This is a genomic window from Streptomyces sp. NPDC057900, assembly GCF_042887885.1.
GTDB lineage: Bacteria > Actinomycetota > Actinomycetes > Streptomycetales > Streptomycetaceae > Streptomyces.
Map to the genome: position 1 here is coordinate 424,836 of NZ_JBHVOI010000001.1, position 23,527 is coordinate 448,362.

The 23,527-nt window shown below is 71.8% G+C and carries 24 protein-coding genes; 10 read left to right on the forward strand and 14 right to left on the reverse strand.

Annotated elements, in window-relative coordinates:
- Position 1 precedes the first annotated feature (1 nt).
- A complete protein-coding gene (locus ACFVQ0_RS01655) occupies positions 2–1,165 on the forward strand; it encodes an ABC transporter ATP-binding protein (protein WP_390083490.1) in 1,164 nt (387 codons plus the stop codon).
- Positions 1,166–1,196: 31 nt separating this feature from the next.
- On the opposite strand, the gene ACFVQ0_RS01660 is transcribed toward ACFVQ0_RS01655, so the two are convergent.
- The 7 genes from ACFVQ0_RS01660 to ACFVQ0_RS01690 form a co-directional block, all read right to left on the reverse strand.
- On the reverse strand, positions 1,197–1,763 hold the full coding sequence (locus tag ACFVQ0_RS01660) for an SMI1/KNR4 family protein (protein WP_390083492.1): 567 nt from the start codon (positions 1,761–1,763) through the stop codon (positions 1,197–1,199).
- Positions 1,764–1,827: 64 nt separating this feature from the next.
- Entirely contained in the window at positions 1,828–2,487 is a 660-nt protein-coding gene (locus ACFVQ0_RS01665; RefSeq protein WP_390083494.1) for a class I SAM-dependent methyltransferase, read from the reverse strand.
- 10 nt (positions 2,488–2,497) lie between these two features.
- Positions 2,498–3,649: a serine hydrolase domain-containing protein gene (locus tag ACFVQ0_RS01670; RefSeq protein ID WP_390083496.1), complete on the reverse strand. Its 1,152-nt coding sequence runs from the start codon at positions 3,647–3,649 to the stop codon at positions 2,498–2,500.
- A gap of 79 nt (positions 3,650–3,728) precedes the next feature.
- Positions 3,729–4,682 (reverse strand): ABC transporter substrate-binding protein, encoded by a 954-nt coding sequence (locus ACFVQ0_RS01675; RefSeq protein WP_390083498.1) that lies wholly within the window; start codon positions 4,680–4,682, stop codon positions 3,729–3,731.
- Positions 4,679–5,356 carry an ABC transporter permease gene (locus ACFVQ0_RS01680; RefSeq protein WP_311301657.1) on the reverse strand — a complete coding sequence of 226 codons (678 nt, stop codon included), beginning with the start codon at positions 5,354–5,356 and terminating at the stop codon, positions 4,679–4,681. The genes ACFVQ0_RS01675 and ACFVQ0_RS01680 overlap by 4 nt, the downstream gene beginning before the upstream one ends.
- Positions 5,353–6,030, reverse strand: coding sequence for an ABC transporter permease (locus tag ACFVQ0_RS01685; RefSeq protein WP_390083500.1), 678 nt, complete (start codon positions 6,028–6,030; stop codon positions 5,353–5,355). The genes ACFVQ0_RS01680 and ACFVQ0_RS01685 overlap by 4 nt, the downstream gene beginning before the upstream one ends.
- On the reverse strand, positions 6,027–6,584 hold the full coding sequence (locus ACFVQ0_RS01690; RefSeq protein ID WP_390083502.1) for an alpha/beta fold hydrolase: 558 nt from the start codon (positions 6,582–6,584) through the stop codon (positions 6,027–6,029). The genes ACFVQ0_RS01685 and ACFVQ0_RS01690 overlap by 4 nt, the downstream gene beginning before the upstream one ends.
- Positions 6,585–6,655: 71 nt before the next feature.
- Here ACFVQ0_RS01690 and ACFVQ0_RS01695 point away from each other — a divergent pair, with 71 nt between their 5' ends.
- The 5 genes from ACFVQ0_RS01695 (at position 6,656) to ACFVQ0_RS01715 (ending at position 11,561) form a co-directional block, all read left to right on the forward strand.
- Complete coding sequence (locus ACFVQ0_RS01695) at positions 6,656–7,048, forward strand: nuclear transport factor 2 family protein (RefSeq protein ID WP_390083503.1); 393 nt, start codon at positions 6,656–6,658, stop codon at positions 7,046–7,048.
- Positions 7,049–7,105: 57 nt separating this feature from the next.
- Entirely contained in the window at positions 7,106–7,795 is a 690-nt protein-coding gene (locus ACFVQ0_RS01700; protein WP_390083505.1) for a formylglycine-generating enzyme family protein, read from the forward strand.
- A 136-nt stretch (positions 7,796–7,931) separates the two neighbouring features.
- Positions 7,932–9,224, forward strand: coding sequence for a phosphoribosyltransferase family protein (locus ACFVQ0_RS01705; protein WP_390083507.1), 1,293 nt, complete (start codon positions 7,932–7,934; stop codon positions 9,222–9,224).
- Positions 9,225–9,450: 226 nt separating this feature from the next.
- Positions 9,451–10,515, forward strand: a complete 1,065-nt coding sequence (locus tag ACFVQ0_RS01710) for a tetratricopeptide repeat protein (protein WP_390083509.1) — start codon at positions 9,451–9,453, stop codon at positions 10,513–10,515.
- On the forward strand, positions 10,512–11,561 hold the full coding sequence (locus tag ACFVQ0_RS01715; RefSeq protein ID WP_390083510.1) for a polyprenyl synthetase family protein: 1,050 nt from the start codon (positions 10,512–10,514) through the stop codon (positions 11,559–11,561). Before ACFVQ0_RS01710 ends, ACFVQ0_RS01715 begins: the two co-directional genes overlap by 4 nt.
- A gap of 54 nt (positions 11,562–11,615) precedes the next feature.
- Here ACFVQ0_RS01715 and ACFVQ0_RS01720 read toward each other — a convergent pair whose 3' ends face one another.
- The gene (locus ACFVQ0_RS01720; protein ID WP_390083511.1) at positions 11,616–12,047 is read right to left on the reverse strand and encodes a DUF2000 family protein; all 432 of its coding nucleotides are present in this window, start codon (positions 12,045–12,047) and stop codon (positions 11,616–11,618) included.
- A gap of 102 nt (positions 12,048–12,149) precedes the next feature.
- Between ACFVQ0_RS01720 and ACFVQ0_RS01725 the strand changes: the two genes are divergently transcribed.
- On the forward strand, positions 12,150–12,956 hold the full coding sequence (locus tag ACFVQ0_RS01725; protein ID WP_390083512.1) for an AraC family transcriptional regulator: 807 nt from the start codon (positions 12,150–12,152) through the stop codon (positions 12,954–12,956).
- 8 nt (positions 12,957–12,964) lie between these two features.
- Here ACFVQ0_RS01725 and ACFVQ0_RS01730 read toward each other — a convergent pair whose 3' ends face one another.
- From ACFVQ0_RS01730 to ACFVQ0_RS01745, 4 genes are all read right to left on the reverse strand, one after another.
- Positions 12,965–13,474 carry a DUF664 domain-containing protein gene (locus ACFVQ0_RS01730; protein WP_390083513.1) on the reverse strand — a complete coding sequence of 170 codons (510 nt, stop codon included), beginning with the start codon at positions 13,472–13,474 and terminating at the stop codon, positions 12,965–12,967.
- A gap of 101 nt (positions 13,475–13,575) precedes the next feature.
- The gene (locus ACFVQ0_RS01735) at positions 13,576–15,747 is read right to left on the reverse strand and encodes a discoidin domain-containing protein (protein ID WP_390083515.1); all 2,172 of its coding nucleotides are present in this window, start codon (positions 15,745–15,747) and stop codon (positions 13,576–13,578) included.
- Positions 15,748–15,903: 156 nt separating this feature from the next.
- The gene (locus tag ACFVQ0_RS01740) at positions 15,904–16,221 is read right to left on the reverse strand and encodes a YkvA family protein (protein ID WP_390083517.1); all 318 of its coding nucleotides are present in this window, start codon (positions 16,219–16,221) and stop codon (positions 15,904–15,906) included.
- 67 nt (positions 16,222–16,288) lie between these two features.
- Entirely contained in the window at positions 16,289–16,543 is a 255-nt protein-coding gene (locus tag ACFVQ0_RS01745; protein ID WP_390085338.1) for a WhiB family transcriptional regulator, read from the reverse strand.
- Between the two features lie 212 nt (positions 16,544–16,755).
- Between ACFVQ0_RS01745 and ACFVQ0_RS01750 the strand changes: the two genes are divergently transcribed.
- Positions 16,756–18,813 carry a SpoIIE family protein phosphatase gene (locus ACFVQ0_RS01750; protein ID WP_390085340.1) on the forward strand — a complete coding sequence of 686 codons (2,058 nt, stop codon included), beginning with the start codon at positions 16,756–16,758 and terminating at the stop codon, positions 18,811–18,813.
- 45 nt (positions 18,814–18,858) lie between these two features.
- On the opposite strand, the gene ACFVQ0_RS01755 is transcribed toward ACFVQ0_RS01750, so the two are convergent.
- Complete coding sequence (locus ACFVQ0_RS01755; protein ID WP_390083519.1) at positions 18,859–19,323, reverse strand: hypothetical protein; 465 nt, start codon at positions 19,321–19,323, stop codon at positions 18,859–18,861.
- A gap of 168 nt (positions 19,324–19,491) precedes the next feature.
- On the opposite strand from ACFVQ0_RS01755, the gene ACFVQ0_RS01760 reads away from it, so the two are divergent.
- Complete coding sequence (locus ACFVQ0_RS01760) at positions 19,492–20,388, forward strand: carbohydrate kinase family protein (protein ID WP_390085342.1); 897 nt, start codon at positions 19,492–19,494, stop codon at positions 20,386–20,388.
- Between the two features lie 40 nt (positions 20,389–20,428).
- Here the strand turns inward: ACFVQ0_RS01760 and ACFVQ0_RS01765 are convergent, their stop codons facing one another.
- A complete protein-coding gene (locus ACFVQ0_RS01765) occupies positions 20,429–21,028 on the reverse strand; it encodes a TetR/AcrR family transcriptional regulator (protein ID WP_390083520.1) in 600 nt (199 codons plus the stop codon).
- A 182-nt stretch (positions 21,029–21,210) separates the two neighbouring features.
- Between ACFVQ0_RS01765 and ACFVQ0_RS01770 the strand changes: the two genes are divergently transcribed.
- Positions 21,211–23,502 (forward strand): glycoside hydrolase family 3 N-terminal domain-containing protein, encoded by a 2,292-nt coding sequence (locus tag ACFVQ0_RS01770; protein ID WP_390083522.1) that lies wholly within the window; start codon positions 21,211–21,213, stop codon positions 23,500–23,502.
- Positions 23,503–23,527 lie beyond the last annotated feature (25 nt).

Consider the following 23,527-nt stretch of genomic DNA (forward strand, 5'->3'; position numbering starts at 1 on the left):
CATGATCCGGTTCGAGCAGGTCGGCAAGGTCTATCCGGACGGCACGACGGCGGTGCACGAACTGTCCTTCGAAGTCCGCGAGGGCGAGCTCGTCACCCTGGTCGGCCCGTCCGGCTGCGGCAAGACCACCACGATGATGATGGTCAACCGGCTGATCGAGCCGACCTCGGGGCGGATCCTGGTGAACGGCGAGGACATCTCGACTCTCGACCCGGTGAAGCTGCGGCGCGGGATCGGCTACGTCATCCAGCAGGTCGGCCTCTTCCCGCACCGCACGGTCCTCGACAACACCGCCACGGTCCCGGCCCTGGTCGGCTGGAAGCGGTCCAGGGCGCGGGAGCGGGCGGCCGAACTGCTGGATCTGGTCGGCCTCGACCCGGCGACGTACGGCTCCCGGTACCCCGCCCAGCTCTCCGGCGGCCAGCGCCAGCGGGTCGGCGTGGCACGCGCGCTGGCCGCCGATCCGCCGGTGCTGCTGATGGACGAACCGTTCGGCGCGGTGGACCCGGTGGTGCGGGAGCGGCTGCAGAACGAGTTCCTGAGCCTCCAGGCAACGGTCAGGAAGACGGTCCTGATGGTCACCCACGACATCGAGGAGGCCGTGCGGATGGGTGACCGCATCGCGGTGTACGGGGAGGGCCGCATCGAGCAGTACGACAGCCCGGGGGCGGTGCTCGGGTCCCCCGCGACCCCTTACGTGGCCCGGTTCGTCGGTGCCGACCGGGGCCTCAAGCGGCTCTCGGTCACCACCATCGAACCGGAGGACCTGGAGGAGCCCCCGGTCGCCCGCCTCGACGAGCCGGCCCGGGTGGCGGCGGCCCGGCTCGGCGCGGCGGGCTCGCGGTGGGCCGTGGTCCTGAACGGCGAGGGCGAACTGCACGGCTGGGTGGCGGCGGACGCGCTGGGCATCGCCGGGGAGCACGGCACGGTGGGCGAGCTCGCCCGCCGGATGGACGCGTGGGTGCCGGTCGGTGCCCCGTTGAAGCAGGCGTTCAGCGAGATGCTCCAGCACGACGCCGGCTGGGTCGCGGTGCTGGACGGGGCCCGGTTCCTCGGCGTGCTGACCCCGGCGAAGCTGCACGAGGCGCTGCGCCGCTCCGTGGACGCGGACGCGCAGGGCGTGGGACGCGACGAGGTCGACTTCGACTCGGTGTCGGACGCCTGACGCGTACGCGGCCCCCCGGCTCCCGCCCCGTCTACACTCCGGCGGACAGTCGGCTTCCGGCCTCTTCCCACAGCCCGGGTTCGGCCCAGTCGTCCCTTTCACAGGCGTCTTCCTCGAACCAGCCCGTCCCCGCGAGCCACGTCTCCAGCCACTCCGCGAGACCGGCGGAGTCGAGGAACCAGCAGTGCTCCCACGATCCGCCGCCGTACGCGTTCGGTTCGAAGAGCAGGACCTGACCGTCCTCACTGAGACAGTCGACCCCCGCGTACATGGCACAGCCCCAGGTCAGGACCGGTACGACCCCTTCTGGCCACTCCGGGTGCTCCACTCCGACGGATTCCTCACGCCGGGTCAGGTATTCGCCGACGACACCGGCGTCCGGCCTGTCCGGACCGATCAGCGGCAGCAGCCGGTACTCGGGCCCGAAGCCGCCGTCGGCGACCTCGCGGTACAGACGCGCGAGCAGGGGATGCAGCGAGAAGCCCAGTTGGGCCTCGGCCCGCGCTATCAGCGCATCGTCAACAGGCGCGGGAAGGCCCTCGTTGTCCGACGCGGCGCGGACGGCGACGCGTTGTACGAGGTCATCGATGTCGGTCATGACCGTGATGCTGCCAGAGCCCTCTGACATGAAGGTGATCAGGACCGCCGGGCGGATGCGGTTCTCAGGGCTGCTCGGGCCTGCGGGCGAGAAAGGTGGCGAAGGTCCGCTCAGCCCCTTCGCCGGGTTCCTCCACCAGCCGCGCGGTGAGGGCGAATCCGGCCTGCTTCAGGAGCTCAGCGATCCGGTCGGGCGGCAGCAGGTACGACTCGTAGGAGACGGGGTGATCGCCGTACGCCCGGGTGGGACGGAAGTGCTGGCCGGACCCCACGTGGCCGGCCAGCATCAGGCAGCCGCCCGGCGCGAGGGTGCGGCGGAACTCACCGAACACCACGGGCAGCAGCGCCGGTGGCGTGTGGTGGGTGGAGTAGTAGGCCAGGATGCCGCCGAGTCCGCCGTCCCGGACCGGGAGCGCGGTCATCGAGCCGACGCCGAAACGCAGATCCGGATGGGCGGCGCGGGCCAGCTCGACCATGGCGGGCGACAGGTCCAGCCCGAATATGTCCACTTGCCGCGCGGCGAGGTAGGCCGCGACTCTGCCGGGCCCGCAGCCCAGGTCGGCGACAGGCCCGAGACCGGCCGTTCGCACCGTCTCCGCGAAGACGTTCAGCATGCCCCGTGACAGCGGATCGAGCTCCTCCGGAGGCCTGACCCGTTCGAAGTAGGCGCAGGCGACGGTGTCGTACGACTCCCGGACAGCGGAGAGGTAGGCGTGATCAGGCATGCAGGCGACTCTAGTGAGGGCCCGCCGCGTGCTGCCAGAAGTCACGCATCATGACCGGTGGGGTGGGGCCCGCCATCGCGACCTGGCTGAGCATGACGGCGACCGTGCCGGTGGACGGGATGATGTGCGCCGTCGTGCCGGTGCCACCGACCCAGCCGTAGCGCCCCGGCACGTTCCAGGAATCGAGCGTCTCGACGTCGACCGCACCGCCGAACCCCCAGCCCTGCCCCTCCGTGAACAGCCCGCTGGCCGCACGCTGAGCAGGGGTCAGGTGGTCGGTCGTCATCTGCCGCACCGATTCGGCCGTCAATAGGCTGCGGCTGCCGACGGCCCCCTCGTCGAGCAGCATCCGGGCGAACGCGTACCAGTCGTCGACGGTCGAGACGAGCCCGCCTGCCCCGGACGGGAACTCCGGCATGCTGCTCCACTGGCCGTCAGGGGCGTCCAGCAGTTCCAGGGCTCCGTCCGCGCCGGCCCGGTAGTAGCCGGTGAACCGGTCGAGCCGGTCCGCCGGGACGGCGAAGCCGGTGTCGGTCATTCCTAGCGGTTCGAACAGCCGCTCCGCCATGAACTCCGGCAGCGACCGGCCGGAGGCCCTGGCGATCAGGACGCCGAGGATGTCGGAGCAGGTGTTGTACAGCCACGCCTCGCCTGGCTGGTGGAGCATCGGGATGCGGGCCAGCGCGGCCATCCACTCGTCGGGGGCGGCGACGCCCCCCGGCTCCGGCGAGCCCTGGTGCAACTCGCTGAACAGGGGTGCGGCGGCGGGCAGCGAGAAGTCGGACGGGAATCCGTACCCGGCGCGGAAGGTGAGCAGGTCGAGCACGGTGATCGGCCGGGCGGCCGGGACCACGTCGTCGACCGGGCTGGCCGGGGTGCGTACGACCTTCGGTGACTCCAGTTCGGGCAGCCACCGCCCGACCGGGTCCGAGGCCGCGATCCGGCCGTCCTCGATCAGCATCATGGCGGCGGCCGCGGTGAGCGGCTTGGTGATCGAGGCGATCCGGAAGATCGAGTCGCGGGCCATCGGCGCGCCGCCGTCCGTGAAGGCGGAACCGGCCGCCGCCACCTCGATGCGTTCGCCTCGGGCGACCAGCCCCACCGCGCCCGGCACAGAGCCGTGACGGACATGCGTTTCGAGTACTTCGCGCAGGGTGCTCATCGCTCCGCCTTCTCAGCTGTGGGGTTCAACAGGATGACTCCACCGGAGGAGTGAACTCATCGGTCGGGCCCGGCCGTGCTCAGCCGGCCGGAATGAGGTGCTCGGACCGCAGATAGCCGCGGGCCACGTCCTCCGGGAGCCGTCGCCAGCTGTCGACCTGCTCGTTCAGCCGGGCCAGGTCCGCGGTGGTCAGTACGGTGTTGAGCCTGCCCAGCGCCGTGCGCACGCCCTCGCTGCCCGCCCGGGACCGGTTGACGACGGGGACGAGGTAGTCGGCGTTCTGCAGGTGCTTGTCGTCCGCGAGCAGGACGAGTCCGAATTGGTCCAGGGTGGCGTCCGTCGTGGTGGTCAGCACCATCTGGTCCCGGCCGCTCTGGACCGCCTGCTTGGCCGGGGTGGTACCGACACCCTTGGGGTCCACGGCGGTGATGTCGATGCCGTACGTCTTCTTCAGGCCGGGTGCGCAGTACGGGCGCTGCACGCATTCGTCACCCGCCGCCAGCCGGACCGGCAGCCCCGATTTGCCCAGGTCGCTCAGCGATTTCAGGTGGTACTTCCGCGCGTACGCGGAGGTGACGGCGAAGGCGTTCTGGTCGACGGCGCGTCCGGGGTCCAGGACGGTGAGGCCGCGCGGTGCGGCCAGGGCGCGCAGGGCCTTCATGGTGGCGGCGAGGTCCGGGGAGCCGACGGGGGCGGCGTCGGCGCCGTTCTTCTTGGCGTTCAGCCAGTCGGCGAACGTGGCGGCGTACTCCGGTACGACGTCGATCTGGCCGCTCTCCAGCGCCGGTTCGTAGATCTCCCGGTTGGTGACGGAGATGATCTTCGTGGAGTATCCGGCCCGGTCGAGCAGCAGGGCGTACATCTGGGCGAGCAGATCGCTCTCGGTGAAGCCCGCGGAGCCGATGGTGAGGTGTCTGCTGTCGCCGGGCGGTGCGGTGACTTCGCCCTGGTTCTCCAGCGCCGGTCCGGTGGTGCAGGCGGTCACCGGCAGCGCGAGAAGCAGGATCGCGGGGAGTGTGCGGCGGGCCCTCATCCGGTGTTCCCGTCGCGGACCCAGTCGGGCGCGAGCCGCTGCGCCAGCTCGAAGAGCCCTTCGACGATCAGGGCGAACACGGCCACCAGGACGGCGCCGGCGACGACCTGGGCGGTGGAGGCGAGGTTGAAACCGGCGGTGATGATCCGGCCCAGGCCACCGCCGCCCGCCAGCGCGGCGATGGTGGCGGTGGCGACGAGCTGCACGGCCGCGATCCGTACGCCGGTGAGGATGAGCGGCAGAGCGAGCGGCACCTCGACCTGGAACAGCAGCTGCCTGCCGGTCATCCCCATGCCCCGGGCCGCCCGCACCACGTCCTGGTCGACCTCCCGCATGCCGACGTAGGCGTTGGTGAGCAGGGGCGGTACGGCGAACAGGACGAGGGCGACGATGGTCGGCCCTTCTCCGAACCGGCCGACCGGGGTGAGCAGGAGGAGCACCAGGACGGCGAAGGTGGGGACGGCCCGGCCGACGTTGGAGATGTTGACGGCGAGGGCGCCGCCCTTGCCGAGGTGGCCGAGGACCAGGGCGACGGGCAGCGCGATGAGACAGCTGATCAGCAGGCAGACGACGGTGAGGTAGAGGTGCTGGCCGAGCCGGGTCCAGATGCCGTCGTCGCCGTACCAGTGCGCGGAGGTCGTGAGCCAGGACCAGGCCTTGGAGAGGGTGTTCACGACTGCCTCCGGGTCCAGGGGGTCAGCAGGCGCTGCACGAGGAGGAGCAGCAGGTCGGCGGCGACGGCGATGACGACGCAGAGGACGGACGCGGTGAGCACCTGGGCCTTGAAGTAGGTGTTCATCCCGGAGTAGATGAGGTTGCCGAGTCCGCCGTAGCCGACGACCGCGCCGATGGTGACCAGGGAGACCGCGGAGACGGTGGCGATGCGCAGGCCCGCCATGGCGGCGGGCAGGGCGAGGGGCAGTTCCACGGCGAGGAGCAGCCGTACGGGGCCGTATCCCATGCCTCGGGCCGCCTGCCGGGTCTCCTCCGGTACGGCTCTGAGTCCGGCCAGGATGTTCCGTACGAGGAGGGTGAGGGAGTACAGGACGAGGCCCGCGACGACGAGCGCGGCGGAGAGTCCGTACACCGGCAGCAGGAGCGAGAACATCGCGAGGGACGGCACGGTGTACAGGACGGTGGTGACCCCGAGCACCGGACCCGCCGCCCAGCGCCAGCGGCGGGCGGCGAGGGCGAGCGGGAGGGCGAGTGCCAGGCCGATGAGCACGGCGATCACGGTCAGCTGGAGGTGCTGGAGCACGGCCTCCCAGAGGATGTGCCGGCGGCTGCTCAGGTAGGCGCCGCAGATCCATTCGTTGCGCGCGAGGCAGTCGTCCGGGGGCGCGGTCACCCGTCCATTTCAGCCCGGAACGGTGCGGGAGCGCGCGTACTGATCGACTGTTCGTGGCGGAGGGACGGCAGGCGCTGCCGGGCCACGTCGTCGCTCGGCTCCGGTCCGTCGGGCAGGCACTTGATGTAGGTGGCCGGGAGGTCGTCGAGCGGGCGTCCGAGCACGGCGGGATCTCTCAGCGAGGCGCCCGGGTGCGGCGTCGCGTCGGCCATGATCCGTGCGGTCTGCTCGTCCGTGAGCCCCCGGCCCTCGAAGTCGGCCGCGGCCGGCGGCGCCCAGTAACCCGCGTTGCCCGCGAGCTCGGCCTCCATCGCGGCCGGGCCCTGCCACCGGGCCGAGACGAAGGACTCGCCGTCGGCGGGGACGCCGGCGTCCACGAAGACGGCCCGGTCCAGCCGGTCACCGATGCGTACGGCGGCCTGGCCGACCGGGATGCCCGAGTAGCTGTGGCCGACCAGGACGACATCGCGCGGGCCGAGGCGCTCCACCTCGTCGACGATGTCGGCCACCGGCGGTCCGTGCTTCTCACCGACACCGCCCGCCGGTCCGGCCACCGCTGGAGCCTCAAGGCTGATGTGATTAACCTCTTCCACACCTGTTCGACCAATTCACTGTGGAGCGCCGCATGCACCCCTTCCGCGAAGCCGTCGAGGCGCACGATCTCGACGCGATCGAGGCGATGCTGGCCGAGGACGTCGTCTTCACGAGCCCGGTGGCGTTCAAGCCGTACGCCGGCAGGCCCCTCACCGCCGCGATCCTGCGCGCGGTCAACGAGGTGTTCTCGGACTTCCGGTACGTCCGGGAGATGGCGAGTGCGGACGGGCGCGACCACGCGCTCGTGTTCGAGGCGAAGGTGGGTGACCGGGAGATCAGCGGCTGCGACTTCCTGCATCTGAACGAGGCGGGCGAGATCGACGACTTGACGGTGATGGTCCGGCCGCTGTCCGGGGCGCAGGCGCTGGCGGCGGCCATGGGCGCGAGGTTCGACGCGATCGCCCGCGAGGCGTCGGCCGGCTGACCCGGCCGGGCGCGAACCGGGCGGCGTTACCGGCGGCGTTGATACGATCAGTGATCCATGGACACAGTCACGGACATCCGGATGATCACCGTCGCGGCGGGCCGTGTCACGCTGTCGGACCGGCGTACGCAACGCAGTTGGACGGTCGGTCTCGCCCCGTACCGGATCGCCGCGTCCGTGGTCACCCAGGACCTGTACGCGCGGGTCACCGGCGAGCGCCCGGCCACCGCGCAGGGCGGCCGGCTGCCCGTGGAGAGCGTCTCCTGGCTGGACGCGGTCCGGTTCTGCAACGCCCTCTCCGTACAGGCCGGGCTGACCCCCGCCTACCGCGTCGGCTCCGGGGCCGAAGGCGTGGAGTCCGCCGAGGATGTCGCCCGGGACGATGCCGCCGACGGGTACCGGCTGCCCACGGAGGCGGAGTGGGAGTACGCCTGCCGCGCCGGCACGACCGGTGCGCGTTACGGGGAGCTCGACGACATCGCCTGGCACCGCGGCAACTCGCGGGAGCGGATGCGCGAGGTGGGCGGCAGGGAGCCGAACGCCTGGGGCCTGTACGACATGTTGGGCAATGTCTGGGAATGGTGCTGGGACGTCTACGACGCCGAGGTGTACGGCAGCTACCGGGTGCTGCGCGGCGGCGGCTGGTTCGACGAGCACTGGAGCTGCCGGGCATCGGTACGGCGGCGCAGCCACCCGACGTTCCGGATCGACGACACCGGGTTCCGGGTGGCGCGTTCCGTCCTGTGATGTGCCGTTCCGCCGGGAAGGACGTTCCCGGCGGAACGGGCTCCGCCGCCGGCTTGCGGACCCGTGGTGCGCGGTGTCGACTCGAAGAAGGTGCGCGGACGGCTGTCCCTCCTCCTCCGGTCTGGGGTGAATCCCCGTGCTGTTCTCCGATCGTGCCGACGCGGGACAACGGCTCGCGACGGCTCTCCGCCCGCTGGCGGGAAGCGATCCCGTCGTGCTGGGCCTGCCCCGGGGCGGGGTCCCGGTGGCCTTCCGGGTCGCCCGGGAGCTCGGCGCGCCGCTCGATGTGATCGTGGTCCGCAAGCTCGGCGTCCCGCGCCACCCCGAGCTGGGCTTCGGCGCCATCGGTGAGGGCGGTGTGCGGGTCATCAGCGAGGACATCCTGCGCCGCAGCGGGGCCTCCGCCGCCGAGCTCGCCGCCGTGGAGCGCGCCGAGAGCGCCGAGCTGCTGCGGCGGGCCCGCGCCTTCCGCGGCGACCGGCCGCGCATTCGCTTCGAGGGACGCGTCGTGATCATCGTGGACGACGGCGTCGCGACCGGCGCGACCGCCCTTGCCGCCTGCGAGGTGGCCAGGGCGCAGGGCGCGGCGCGCGTCGTGCTCGCCGTACCCGTCGCGGCGCCGGACGCCGCCGAGCGGGTACGCGGCCAGGTGGACGAGCTGGTGTGCCTGTCCACGCCGCTCCGGTTCGCCGCGGTGGGCGAGTGGTACCGGGACTTCGGCCAGACCCCGGACGAGGAGGTCGTCGCGCTGCTGGCGCGGGCCGCGGACCGGGCGTCCGCGCCCACGCCCGTCGAGGTGGACGTGGAGGCGGGCGGCGTCGTGCTGCCGGGTGAGCTGACCCCGGCCGGATCCGCCCGCGCTCTCGTGGTGTTCGCGCACGGCTCGGGCAGCAGCCGGCACAGTCCGCGCAACCGCTCGGTGGCGGCGGCCCTGCACCGGGCGGGGTTCGGCACCCTCCTCTTCGACCTGCTCACACCGGCGGAGGAGGCCGAGCGCGCCAACGTCTTCGACATCGGGACCCTGGCGGAACGGCTGGTGAACGCCACCGACCGGCTGCTGCGTCGCGAATCCCTGCCGGTAGGTGTCTTCGGGGCGAGTACCGGGGCCGCCGCCGCGCTGCGGGCGGCGGCGGCCATGGGCGCGGAGCGCGGCACGGGGATCGGCGCGGTCGTCTCCCGGGGCGGCCGGCCCGATCTGGCGGGCCCCTGCCTCGGTGACGTCCGGTCTCCGACGCTGCTCGTCGTGGGTGGTCGCGACGAGCGGGTCCTGGAGCTGAACCGGCAGGCGAAGTCGGCGCTGCGCTGCGAGAACCGGCTGGACGTCGTCGCCGGCGCGACGCACCTGTTCGAGGAGCCGGGCGCGCTGGACGAGGTCGCCGCGCTGGCCGGCGAGTGGTTCACCGAGCACCTGGCGGACCGGTCCGGCTGACCGGACGAACGCCGGGAGCGGATGTACGAACGAATAGGTGAACCCGAAGCAACCCTGAGCGCGCCACAGCCGTCTTGATCCACAACAAGGCGGTACGCCGCACACGACAAGCCTCTTCCGACCCCCCATGAGCGCACAGGTCGGACCACCGGGCAACTATGCACTGCGTGTATACATCACGCGTATAGTTGACATGGCCGGTCCCGTTCGCGCGTGAAAGGCTCCCATGCACAGCAAAGCACTGGCGCCCGAGTACCAGGGTGCCCTCACCAAGATGTCCGTGAACGCCTCCCTCACCGACGTACTGGCCGAGGGAGAACGCCACTTGAGGGCGGCCGAACTCGCCGGCTCCCAGCAGGAAGTGGCCCGCACCGGTCTCGCGGTGGCGGAGGCGCACCGCAGGCTGGGCCATGTGCAGGACGCCGACCGCGCCTGGAAGGCCAGTTACCGCGCGGCCCGGTCTGCGGAGGACACCGGGGCGATGGCCTGGGCGCTGTGGAGCGGCGGCACCCTCGCCCGCCAGCGGGGCGCGCTGCGTCTCGCCTTCCGGCTGCTGGGCCTGGCGGCGGACCTCGGCAAGAAGGGCGGCGATGTGGTCGCCCGCGGCTACTCGCTCGCCGGGCTCGCCGAGACCGGCCGCATCCAGGGCGACTACCGGACCGTCGCGGCGCTGCACGAGCAGCTCCTCGCGGAGGCGCGGGCGCGCGGCGAGGCGCGGCACACCGTCTGGGCCCTGGAGGGCATCGCGCAGATCCACCGCAACACCGGCTCGTTCGACACCGCCCTGGAGATGTTCGAGGAGGCGGCGCAGCTCGCCGGGGACGCCGACGACCGGCGCGGCCGGGCCTGGGCGCTGCGCGGTATGGCCGACATCATCTCCGTACGGGACAACGACCCGGAGCGGGCGCTCGCCCTGCTGTCGGAGGCCGAACTGACCTGCCGCGAAATGAACTTGTCCAGCGCCCTCGCCTACAACCACAAGATGCGCGCCAACGTGCTCTACCGCGCCGGGCGGTACGAGGAGGCGCGGCAGGTCTACGAGGAGGCGCTGGGGGAATTCCGGGCGATGACCGAACCCCGGGGAGAGGCGCTGGCCCGCCTCGGACTGGTCAAGTCGCGCGCCCGGCTGGGCCGGGACCGCGCGCAGACCGCGGAGGAACTGGACGGGCTGCGGGTCACGCTGGACCGGATAGGACTGCTCAACGCCCGTGACATGGTCGACAAGGCCTACGCGGAACTCGGCGTGTCACCGGCCGGTGACACGGTGGCCGGGGAAGCCGGCCGCCGATGACACCGCCGGTGACCCAGCAGGCCACGGCGCCGGAGATACTCGCCCGCTGCCGCGCTCTCGTCCGGCCCGGTCTGGAGCGGGCCGTGCGGCAGCTGCATCCCTGGCACGCCGAGATCACCGCGTTCTCGCTCGGCTGGGACGGGCCCGGTGGGCGGGCCGTCCCCGGTGGGCAGGGCAAGGGAATCCGGCAGGCCCTCGCGGTGCTCGGCGCGGAGGCCGTCGGCGCGCACGCGCGCAGTGCGGTACGGGGAGCCGTCGCGGCCGAGCTGATCCACACCTTCTCGCTGCTCCACGACGACATCATGGACGGCGACGAGACCCGCAGGCAGCGCGCCACCGCCTGGAAGGCCTACGGGACCGGGCCCGCCGTCCTGGCGGGCGACGCGCTCTTCGCACTGGCCGTGCAGACCCTGGCGGACGCCCCCGGCGCGCACTGTGTGCAGGCGGTGCGGCTGCTGTCCGGGACGCTGAACGACCTGGTCCGCGGTCAGGCCGACGACCTGCTCTTCGAGTCCCGCCCCTGGACCGGACCCGATGCCGTACGGCCGCACGAGTACCGGCTGATGGCCGAGCACAAGACGGGCTCGCTGCTCGGCTGCGCCGCCGGTCTGGGCGCCGTGCTCGGCGGGGCCGGACGGACGGCCGTCGACGCCCTCACCTCCGCGGGACGCCATCTCGGCGTCGCCTTCCAGGCCATGGACGACGTGCTCGGCATCTGGGGCGACCCGGAGGTCACGGGCAAGCCGGTGCACAGCGATCTGCGCCGGCAGAAGAAGACGTACCCCGTCCTGACCGCCCTCGCGGCGGGCGACCGGGCGGCGCTGGAACTGGGCGCGCTGCTGCGTACCGGCGAGCCGCTCGACGACGCGGCGGCGCGGCGGGCGGCCCGTCTCGCCGAGGAGGCCGGCGGGCGGTCGGCCACCGTGGCCGAGGCCCACCGGCACCTGGACAGCGCCCGCGCCTGCCTGGAGAGCGTCGCGTTGGAGCCGGAGGCGGCCGGGGAACTCCTCGCGCTGCTCCCCTACTTCGTCGAACGCACCGTGTGACGGGGTCCGGGCGCGCCGCCGGCCCCGTAAGTACCGGGCCGGCGGCGACCACGGTCAGGAGTGCATGGACGCGCCCTTGAGGATCTTGTCCACGGCGTTGCGGGGGCCGTGCACGGCCAGCCCGACCAGGTCCATCCCGTCCCGCCGCACGGCCCGGACGGCGGCCCGGTTGTCCCGGTCGTTGCCCGTCGAGAAGAGGTCGGACGTGAACACCGAGAGCGGCACGCCCCGGCCGACCGCACGGGTGTGGGCCGCGGTCAGCACCTCCTTGCCGCCTTCGAGGACCAGGACCGGCTGGCGGAACATCGGCAGGTAGGGGGTGCCGTCGGCGTCGGCGTACGGTTCACCGACGAGTTCGGGCACCGCCGTGCCGAGCCCGCTCACCAGGAAGGCCGTGACGTTCAGCCGCTGCCAGGTCAGCAGGTCGTCCCGGAGCAGTACGGCGATCTTGGTGTCGAAGCGGACGGGGGCGGTTTCGTGTGTCATGTCCCCGAGCCTGCCCGCCCCTCCCCCGGTCCGTCTTGTACGAACTTTGCACGCTGCCGGGAGCGGCGGGGCGGCCCGGCGCGCCGGGCGTACGATCGGTTCATGGCTGCTCGTCCGGACATCACCGCGTGGTGTCCGCCCGTGGAAGGGATCGAAGAGGTCTTCCACGCCCACTTCGTCGATCACTCCTACCCCATGCACACGCATGACGCGTGGACCCTGCTCATCGTCGACGAGGGCATGGTCCGCTACGACCTGGACCACCACGAGCACGGCGTGCTCAGTCATGTGGTGACGCTGCTGCCGCCGCACATTCCGCACAACGGCGGCGCCGCGACCCCGGAGGGCTTCCGCAAACGCGTCCTGTACCTCAACACCGCACAGGTCGACGAGCGGCTGATCGGCATGGCCGTGGACAGCCCCGTGCTGCCCGATCCGGCGCTGCGGCGCCGGATCGCCCGGCTCCACACGACGCTCTCCCGGCCGGGCGACGAACTGGAGGCGGCGAGCCGGCTGGCCCTGGTCGCGGAGCGGCTCGACCAGCATCTGCGCAACCGGCTGGAGCCCGTCCGGTACGTGCACGACCGCAGGATCGCCCACCGGCTGCGCGATCTTCTGGACGAACGGTTCGTGGCGGGCATCTCGCTCCAGGAGGCGGCGCTGCGCCTGCACGCCCATCACACGCATCTGGTGCGGGCCTTCAGCCGGGAGTTCGGGATGGCACCGCACCAGTACGTGACCGGGCGCCGGGTCGATCTGGCGCGCCGGCTTCTCCTCCAGGGGCTGCCGGGGCCAGAGGTCGCGATGTCGGCCGGTTTCTACGACCAGTCCCATCTGGCCCGCCATTTCAAGCGCGTCGTGGGCACCAGCCCGGGGCGCTACGCCCGCGCTCGCGGACCGCTTACCTGAGGCCGGGGCTACCGGCGCTCCAGCGAGCCCCGCACGAAGGCGGCCTGCCCGGCGTGCTGGAGATCGTCCGACAGGACACTGATCAGCCGTACGCCCAGGGTGACCGGCGGCGACCAGGCCTCGTCCACGACGCGGTCCAGCGCCTTGCCGTCGAGGCCCTGGAGGAAGCCGATGGTCTGGAGGTGCACCGCGTCGTGGTAGCCGATCAGCAGCTCCGCGGAGTCCACCTTCACCTCTCCGACCTGCTTGCTGCTCTGCCCGTAGCCGGTGGCTCCCTCGGCGAAGGGCAGATCGAAGCGGGCGGCCCAGTCCTGGGCCGCCCAGATCTGTTCGATGCCGGCCGCGTCCGCGATGTGGTCGTCCTGGACCCGGGTCAGGTGCCAGACGAGCCAGGCGATCGAGTTCGCGCCCTTGTCGAGGCGGGCGTGGAGATCTTCGGGTTCGAGGCCTTCGACGGCCGAGTGCACCGTCTCCCGGACGCGGGTGTATCCGTCCACCAGAATATCTGCGACGTTCATGTCATCACCATGCCGTTCCCCTGCCCCGGCCGCGCCGACGACACGCCCCGCGGGACGCGGCGCCGGTGAGGCGGACTCCCCTCACCGGCGCCGCCGGGTGATCAGCTGTAGACGCCGAACTCCCAGAGCGAGTAGCCCCAGGCCGTGCCCCGCTGCGTGAGGCTGAGCTTCACGTACCGGGCCGTCTGGGCGATGTCGAGATCGTCGGCATTGCCGTTACCGCTGGTGGTGGAGTACACCGAGCGCCAGTTGCTGCCGTCGTCCGAGACCAGTACCTCGTACGACTTGGCGTAGGCCGGGTCCCACACCAGCTGGAGGTGGCGGAAGGACTTGCGCTCACCGAGGTCGACCTGGATCGACTGGGGGTCGCTCCAGTCGCTGGCCCAGCGGGTGTCCATCCTGCCGTCGACCGCCATGGCGGGGGTGCAGGGGCAGCCGGTGCTGCCGGCCTGGGCCGAGGTGGCGGTGGCCGGGCGCCCGAGCGCCAGATTGGTGCCGGTGACCGGCGGGACCACGACCTTCACCGACTTGGTCTCGATGCCGGCGTTGCCGTGTCCGTCCTCGGCCTGGATGTAGACCTTCCACACCCCGAGCCGTTCCGGCGCCTTCACCGCGAAGGTGCCGTTGCCCGTGGACCGCCACTCCGCCTCGACCAGGGCCTTGTCACCCGTGGCGTAGTTGCCGCTCAGATAGATCTTGTACGTCAGCGCGTCGTTGTCCGGGTCGCGGATGTCGGCGCCGACGGTGAACTCCCTGCCCGCAGGAGCGCCGTTGGCGTTCTGGACCGTCATGTTGCTGATGACGGGCGGGGTGTTGTCCCCGGCGGTGGAGCCCTTGTACGCCTTCTTCAGCGCGTAGTACGAGAGCCGCTTCTTGCCGTCGGGCACCACGTTGAACCAGACGCCGCCGAAGTCGTGCTCCGTTCCGTAGTGGAAGAGCGTGGCGCCCAGGGCGACGCCCTGGTGGGCCGTGACGCAGTTCCAGGCCTTGGTGTAGCCCTCGGCCTTCTGCACGTCGGTGGGCTCGTCCGGAACGCCGTTGGCGTCGTCCGGGACCTCCCACTCACCGGCCGGGCCGCCCTCGGTGATGATGTAGGGCTTGCTGTAGCCACCGGACTCCCAGGCGCCGCGCACCCCGCAGATGTCGCCGTAGGAGTTGACCGAGTACAGGTCCAGGTCCGGGGCGTTGCGCTTGTAGTAAGGCCAGGCACCCGTCCAGGCGTCGGTCGAGGTCACCGGGTGGTCGGGGTCGATCGTGTGGATCTTCTTCGCCACGTCGTTGACGAAGGTGGTGTAGGCGTTGCGCTGCTTCTCCAGCTCGTCACCGCTGTAGCAGTTCTGGAGACCGAGCACCGACTCGTTGCCGACGTTCCACATGAGTACGCCGGGGTGCTTCTTGTACGTGTCGACCCACTTGGCGAACTCGGTGAGCGAGGACGCCTTGTACGCGTCGTCGGTCAGGTAGTTGACGCAGCCGCCGCTGCCGGGACCGCCGCCCGGCTGGAGCCAGAAGCCGCTGACGACCCGGATGCCGTTGGCCGCGGCCTCGTCCAGCAGTGGCTTGGAGGAGGCGTCGGTGCCCCAGGTACGGATGGTGTTGACACCCATCGACTTCAGGTCGGGCAGATAGCGTGCCGCGTCGGCGACGGACGGGCCCCAGGTCAGTCCCTTGACCTGGTAGGGCTTGCCGTCGACGGTCAGCTGCCAGTTGCCCTGCGAGCCGGTGACCCGGACCGCGCCGCCGGTGGCGGGCGGTGTGCCGTCGGTGCTGCCGTACACCTGGAACTCCCAGAGGGAGTAGCCGTAGCCGCCGGCGCGGGCGGTGCCGTACATCCTGACGTACCGGCCGGATCCGGAGACGGCCAGCTCGTCGGTGCCGCCATCGCCGTCGGTGACGGTCTTGAGCGTGCGCCAGTCCGTTCCGTTGTCGGACGCCTCGATCCGGTACGCCTTGCCGTAGGCGGACTCCCAGGTCAGGACGACCCTGCTCAGGTTCGCGGTGGCCCCCAGGTCAACCTGGATCCACTGCGGGTCGCTCCATTCACTGGCCCAGCGGGTGCCGCTCGTATCCCCGTCCACGGCCGCCGACGCCGGGTAGCCGTCCCCCTCGCGGGAGGAGGCGGTGGCGGTTTTCCCCTGGGAGAGCAGGGAATCGGCGGCTCGGGCGGAGGTCGCCGTGAGCATCACGAGCGACGACGCGAGAAGCGCGAGAAGAGTGATCAACAGCGTGCCCGTACGCGGTCTCGCGGGCAGGGCTGCGCTAGGTCTGTGCACATTCTCTCCTGGCAGAAGAGTGCGGGACGTATCCCGAAACCGAATGGGAGAGCGCTCTCCCAGGAGAGTGACGTGTAGCCGTTCAGCTGTCAACGAGCTTGACGCGACGGGTTCGGCGAACGGGGCCGCGGCGCGTTCAGCGGGCCCGGACAGGCCCTAGGGCACGAGCCGGGTGGACTCGGCCGGCCGCTCGGTCCGGCCGCCGACCCCGGCAGCCCGCGCGGCGGCGTGCAGGGAGCGCAGCGCCAGCATCAGGAAGCCGATGTCGTCGAGGTACACGGGGTCGGGCAGCAGGTCCACAGGTGACACCGTGTAGATCACCGCCGCCCAGACCAGTGCCTTGTTCTGCAGCGGTATACCGGCGTCGACCAGCAGTTTCCTGGCCCGGAACACCCGCACCAGAAGGACGGCGGCGATACCCACGGTGAGCAGCACGAGAACCGCGCCGATGATGAGCCATGCCGTGGTGTCCATGACTCATCGTGTACCCGGTGACGGCGCAATCATCACGCGGGGCGGCCGGCGGTCCGCAGGCCCCGGCTCAGCCGTACTCCTTGGCCCGTCGGCGGCTGCGCCGCTTGAGCGCGCGCCGCTCGGTCTCGCCGAGACCGCCCCACACGCCGGTGTCCTGGCCGTTCTCCAGGGCCCACCGCAGGCACTCGGCCCGCACGGGGCAGCCGTGGCACACCGCCTTGGCCTCCTCGGTCTGTACGAGCGCGGGGCCGGTGGCCCCGATGGGGAAGAACAGGTCGGGGTCCTCTTCGCGGCAAGCAGCCCGCTCGCGCCAGTTCTCCATGGGTCTCACACTCCAGACTGTCGTGTTCGTGTGCGGGGATCAGTACGCTGCGGGTGACCGTCGTGAGCTCTCCGAAACCTCCCGCGAGAAGGATCTCCGGTTCGCAGGAGCTGCGGTGGCGGCGGGTCCGGGGCGACCATGGGAGACAGCGAACCTTGTGTCCGGGCACGGCGACGGCTTGGGAAGGATGGTCCGTGGACGGCACCGATGACATGCGGACCGGCTCGGGCGAAGCCCGCCGGGCAGCGGTGCGCCGCTCTTCCGAGACCGGTCTGGTGGACGTCCTCGGGACGGCCGCGATGATGCTCGACACCGAGGGCCGCATCGTGCTGTGGAGCCCGCAGGCCGAGCGGCTGCTGGGCTACACGCCGCAGGAGGCGCTGGGCAGGTTCGCCGCCCGCATCCTGGTCGACGAGGAGCACTTCGAGCTGGTGCTGAGGCTGTTCTCCGAGGTGATGGACAGCGGTGAGACGTGGGCGGGGAGCTTCCCCGTACGGTGCAAGGACGGCACCAGCCGGCTGCTGGAGTTCCGCAACATGCGGTTGCAGGACGACCGGGGCGACTTCTTCGCGCTGGGGCTGGCCACCGACGGGGCGACGCTGCGGCAGGTGGAGCGCGATCTGGCGCTGTCCGTGCGCCTGGTCGACCAGTCGCCGATCGGTCTGGCGGTCCTGGGCAGCGATCTGCGGTATCTGGCGGTGAACCCCGCGCTGGAGCGGATGAACGGTCTGAGCGCGGCCGAGCACCTGGGGCGCCGGGTCGGGGAGGCGCTGCCCTTCCTCGACGCCGAAGTGGCCGAGGCGGCGATGCGCGAGGTCCTGAAGAGCGGTGTGCCGCAGGTGGGCCATCAGGTGGAGGGCCGTACCGCGGCCGATCCGGAGACCGACCGCGCCTGGTCGATGTCGCTGTACCGGCTGGAGGACTCCGGTGGTCAGGTGCTGGGCCTGGCCGTCTCGCTGATCGACATGACCGACCACCACCGGGCGGAGGCCGAGGCGGAGCGGGCCCGGCACCGGCTGGCGCTGGTCGCGGACGCCTCCGTGCGCATCGGGACCACCCTGGACCTGGAGCAGACGGCGCGGGAACTGGCCGAGGTCACGGTTCCCGCGCTCGCCGACGTCGCGGCGGTCGATGTCCTGGACAGTGTGCTGAAGGGGCGTCCCAGCCGGACCGAGGGCCCGGCCCTCATCCAGGCGCTGGCCGTCGTCGCGGCCCGGCCCACACCGGTCGTGGAGGCGGCGGATCCGCCGGGTCACGCGGCCCATTACGGAGCCGACCGGCTGATCACGCGCTGCGTGCGTACGGCGGAACCGGTGCGGGTGCCCCACCTCGACGCGGAGGCGCTGTCGCGCGTCGCCCGCGACAGCCGCTCCGCGGGGCTGCTGGCCGAGGCCGGCGCGCACTCCTACCTGGCGGTGCCGCTGATCGCCCGGGGCGAGGTGCTGGGCGCCATCGACCTCATCCGGACGGACAACCCGCGGCCGTTCACCGCTGACGACGAGGTGCTGGCCTGCGAGCTGGCCGCCCGCGCGGCGGTCTGCATCGACAACGCCCGGCTGTTCCGGCAGCAGCGGGAGACCGCCCTCACCCTCCAGCGCAGCATGCTCCCGCACAACCACCACTCCCCGGCCGGGCTGGAGGTGGCGTCCCGCTACCGGCCGGCCGCCTCGCGGTACGAGGTCGGCGGCGACTGGTTCGACGTCATCCCGCTGCGGAACGGCGGGACCGCCCTGGTGGTGGGTGATGTCATGGGCAGCGGTATCAACGCGGCCTCCACGATGGGGCGGCTACGGACGGCCACCCAGACGCTGTCCAGGATCGGGCTGCGGCCCGCGGAGGTGCTCGGGCACCTCGACGAGATCACCGCCGATCTGGACCCGTGGTTCGCCACCTGCGTCTACGTCGTTTACGACCCGGCCCGCGACAGCTGCCGGGTGAGTACCGCCGGGCATCTGCCGCCGGTGCTGATCCCGGCCGGGGGCCCGCCCCGGCTGCTCGACCTGCCGGCCGGGGCGCCGCTGGGCGTGGGCGGTGTTCCTTTCAGCGACGTCACGTTCGAGCTGGGACCGGGCGACCGGCTCGTCCTGTACACGGACGGTCTGGTCGAGACGCGTGACCAGGACATAGACACCCGGCTGGCCGCCCTGCGGGAGCTGCTCCGCGAGCCGGACGCGTCGCTGGAGGCGTCCTGCGACCGGCTGCTGCGCGAGCTCCGGGACCCCAGCCACCACGACGACGTGGCGTTGCTGATGGCCCGGGTGCGCGACTGACTCCGGGCGGTGGCCCGGGACGCGTGCCACCGCCCGCCGGGTCGTTCAGCGGCCGCACCCGCGGTGCCGGCGGCAACGGCGGCGCGGCGCGGAGCAGCGGTGTGCTCCCGCGCCGAGGAAGCCGAGCCCGATGCCGAACATCCAGGCGTCCTTGGCCAGTGGAACGCCTGCCTGGCTGGGGCGCAGGCTGCCCGGCTCACGCATTCCGGGGACCCGCAGGTACAGGCCGAGCAGTCCGCCGGAGAACCCGGTCAGCGCCAGTCCGGCGAGCCGGGTCGGCACGACGGGGGCCAGCAGTGCGCTGCCGACCGCGATCTCGGACCAGGCGAGCAGCCGGGTGAACCGTCCGGCCTCGATCCGGTCGAGAAAGGGGTAGGCGGTGCAGGCCATGCCGTGCAGGGTCTGTGCGGTCTCCTCGTCGGCCTTCAGCTTGCCCAGGCCGGAATTCAGGATGAACGCGCCAGTGGCGAGGCGCGGAGGAATGTCACGCGGTTCGAGCACCGACAGCATCGAAAAGCCTCCACAGATCAGGTCCAAGGCCCCCGCTCGATCATAGGCAGCGGGCTGCCGGACCGCTCGCAGAGAACGGCCCCGGTGCCGCCGTCCGGTCAGAGATACTGGCCGCGGCGGGACGAGAGAGGCGGCACAGTGATCCAGCGACAACCCGGGTACGACGTTGTGGTGGTAGGTGGCAGCGGGGTGGACACCATCGTCCGCGTCGACTCCCTGCCGGTCCCGCTCGCCGATTCCGTCATGGTGGGTCCGATCGCGGAGTGGGCCGGGCAGACCGGGGGCAATGTGGCCCTCGGCGCGCGGGCGCTCGGTCTGGACGTGGCCCTGCTCGACTGCATCGGTGACGATCCGACCGGCGCCCTGGTGCGCGAGCGGCTGGCCGAGGGCGATGTGGAGTTCCATCCGCTGATCTCCGCGGCGGGCACCCGGCGCGCGGTCAATTTGGTGGACGCGAAGGGCCGCCGGATGTCGTTCTACGACGCCCGGGACCCCGCGGAGCTGCGGATGCCCCGGGACTTCTATCTGCCCCGGCTGCGGCGCGCCCGTCATGTGCACCTGTCCATCACGGGCTTCACCAGATTCCTGTACGACGACATCGAGGCGCTCGGTGTCCCCGTCTCCACCGATCTGCACGACTGGGACGGACTGGCCGAGCACCAGCGGGAGTTCGCCCTGCGGTCCGATCTCGTCTTCTTCAGTGCCGCGTCGACGGGAGAGCGCGCCCCCGCGCTGATGCGGCAGATCCTGCGCGAGGGCCGCGCGCGGACCGTGGTCGCCACGGCGGGGGCCGAGGGCTCCTGGTTCCTCACCCGTGACGGCGGACCGGACCCGTACCACGTACCGGCGACCGTCCCGCCGGCCCCGGTGGTGGACAGCAACGGCGCGGGCGACGCGTTCGTCACCGGCTTCCTGTACGGGAGGCTCGACGGCAGGGACGTCCACGACTGCGCGCGGCTGGGCGCGGTGGCAGGTGCCCATGCCTGCACGGGGCCCGGCTCGACCGCCCTCATCGGCCTAGAGGCTCTGCTCGCGGCGGACCTCAGCGGTTCGCGGGGAGCCTGATACCGCCCGTGCCGCCCACGGGCGGCACGGGCTCCTGGCCTCACAGCGCCACGGTCAACTGCGCCTGTACGTGGGCCCGCAGCACAGCGGCCATGTCCGTCACGCAGCCGCTGATGAGCCACTGGACCTGAAGCCCGTCCATCATGGCGATCAGCTGCTGCGCCGCCTCGTCGGGCTCGATCCCGGCACGCAGCGCGCCCTCGTCCCGCGCCTCCCGGTAGGAGACCTCCGTGGAGAGCAGTGAGGTGCGGTAGCGCTCCACGAAGTACGCGTGGGCCGGGTGGTCCGCGGAGGTCGCCTCTGCCGCGAGTACGGAGAACAGCTCCACGATCCCCCGGCGTTCGGCGTTGAGCGCGGCGAGGTCGACGAGCCTGCGCAGCCGGCCGACGCCCTTCGGACTGCCGAGGGCGAGCCACTGGGAGTCGACCTCGTCGCGGTGTTCCAGCACCGCGAGCAGCAGCGACTGCTTGGTCGGGAAGTGGTGCAGCAGGCCGGGATGCGAGATCCCGCAGCGGGTGGCGATCACCCGCAACGACGCGCCCCGGTAGCCGGCCTCACCGAAGATGGCCATGGCCTGGTCGAGGATCTCCACGCGTTTGGCCCGGCCCTTGGCGTAGCCACGCCGTGTATCGCCGGTCATGTGCCACTCTCCCCGGCCGTCCCCGACGGCGTCAATGAGTACAGTTGCATACTCACATACTTACCACCCGGTCGGGATTCGGCGTACGGTGGGACCGGGTGGCCGAGTTGGGCCGGCCGGTCCTTCCGCCACCCAGGTATCCGCCCGATGAGAACGTCATCGACGTTGTGAAAGGAACTCCTGTGGGCTCCTCACTGCCCTATCTCGACCCCGCGCTGTCCGTCTCCGAGCGCGTCGCCGATCTGGCCGGGCGGATGACGCTGCCCGAGAAGGTCGGCCAGATGCTCCAGTTGAACGCGAAGGACGGGGTCCGGCACCACATCGAGGAGATGCACGCGGGCTCGATCCTGCACGCCTCCCCCGACCGCGTCCTGGAGGCGGCCGCGCTCACCGAGCGGACCCGGCTGCGGATCCCGCTGCTCGTCGCGGAGGACTGCATCCACGGCCACTCGTTCTGGGAGGGGGCCACGATCTTCCCCACCCAGCTCGGCATGGCCGCGAGTTGGGACCCCGAACTCGTCGAGCGCATCGCGCGGGCGACGGCCGTCGAGGTCGCCGCGACCGGCGTGCACTGGACGTTCTCCCCGGTCCTGTGCATCACCCGGGACCTGCGCTGGGGCCGGGTGAGCGAGACGTTCGGCGAGGACCCGTTCCTCATCGGCGAGCTCGCCTCCGCCATGGTGCGCGGGTACCAGGGCGACGGCCTCGACGACCCGACGGCGATCCTGGCCTGCGCCAAGCACTTCGCCGGCTACTCGGAGACCCAGGGCGGACGGGACGCGAGCGAGGCCGACATCTCGCGCCGCAAGCTCCGTTCGTGGTTCCTGCCCCCGTTCGAGCGGGTCGCCAAGGAGGGCTGCCGGACGTTCATGCTCGGGTACCAGTCGATGGACGGGGTCCCGATCACCGTCAACAACTGGCTGCTGAACGAGGTGCTGCGCGGTGAGTGGGGCTACACCGGAACGCTGGTGACCGACTGGGACAACGTCGGCCGCATGGTGTGGGAGCAGCGGGTCTACGCCGACCACGCGCAGGCGGCCGCCGCCGCGGTCCGGGCGGGCAACGACATGGTGATGACGACGCCGGACTTCTTCGGAGGCGCGCAGGAGGCGGTCGCCGCCGGCACGCTCGACGAGGCGGAGATCGACGCGGCGGTCCGCCGGATCCTCACGCTCAAGTTCGAGCTGGGCCTGTTCGAGAACCCGCGCCATCCGGACCGCGAGCGGCAGGCCGAGGTCATCGGGAGCGCCGGGCACGCCGAGCTGAACCTCGAAGCGGCCCGCCGCTCGCTGGTGCTCCTCACCAACGACGGCACGCTGCCGCTGGCCGGCGGTCTCACGGCCGGACCGGACGGGCGCGCGCTCGCGGCCACCGGGGCGGAGCCGCGTACGGTCGCGGTCATCGGGCCCAACGCCGACGACGCGCAGACCCAGCTCGGTGACTGGGCGGGCTCCTCCGGTCAGGCGGACTGGCTGCCGGACGGTCAGCCGCGCGACATGATCCGTACCGTGCTGGAAGGCTTCCGAGAGCATGTGCCGGACGGCTGGACCGTCACCCACGCACGCGGGGCCGACATCCTCACCGTGGGGCCCGACCCGCTGGGCGCGTTCTTCCCCGACGGGCAGCCCCGGCCGGAGGTCGTCGTTCCCTCTGAGCCCTCCGAGGCGCTGATCGGCGAGGCCGTCGCCGCGGCCGAGGCCGCCGACTATGTCGTCGCGGTCGTCGGTGACCGTATCGAGCTGGTCGGCGAGGGGCGCTCGACCGCGACCCTGGAGCTGATCGGCGGCCAGGTCGCGCTGCTCGACGCGCTCGCCGCGACGGGCAAGCCGCTGGTGGTGGTCGTCATCAGCTCCAAGCCGCTGGTGCTGCCGCCCTCCGCGCACAACGCGGCGGCGATCGTGCACGCCTTCAACCCGGGCATGCTCGGCGGCCGGGCGGTGGCCGAACTGGCGCTCGGCCTCATCGAGCCGTCCGGCCGGCTGCCGGTCTCCTTCGCCCGCCACTCGGGTCAGCAGCCGACGTACTACAACCAGGTACGTGGCCAGCACGGCTCCCGCTACGCCGATCTGACGCAGAGTCCGGCGTTCGCCTTCGGTGAGGGCCTGAGCTACACGAGCGTCTCGTACACCGAGCTGGAGGTGCTCACGGAGGACCTCGGCGCGGACGACGTCCTGCGGGCGCGCGTCCGGGTCAGCAACACCGGTGACCGGCCGGTGCGGGAGACGGTGCAGGCGTACATCAGCGACACCGTGACGTCGGTGACGTGGGCCGAGAAGGAGCTCAAGGCCTACCGTCAGGTGGTGCTCGAACCCGGCGAGTCGCGCGAGGTGGTCATCGAACTGCCGGTCGCGGAGTGCAGTCTGGTGGACGCCGCGGGCAACCGTATCGTCGAGCCGGGCGGGTTCGAGCTGCTCGTCGGCCCGTCCTCGCGCGACGAGGCGCTGCTGCGGGCGGGCTTCACCGTCAAGGGCTGAGAACCGCGCCCCGGGCGCCCGGTGC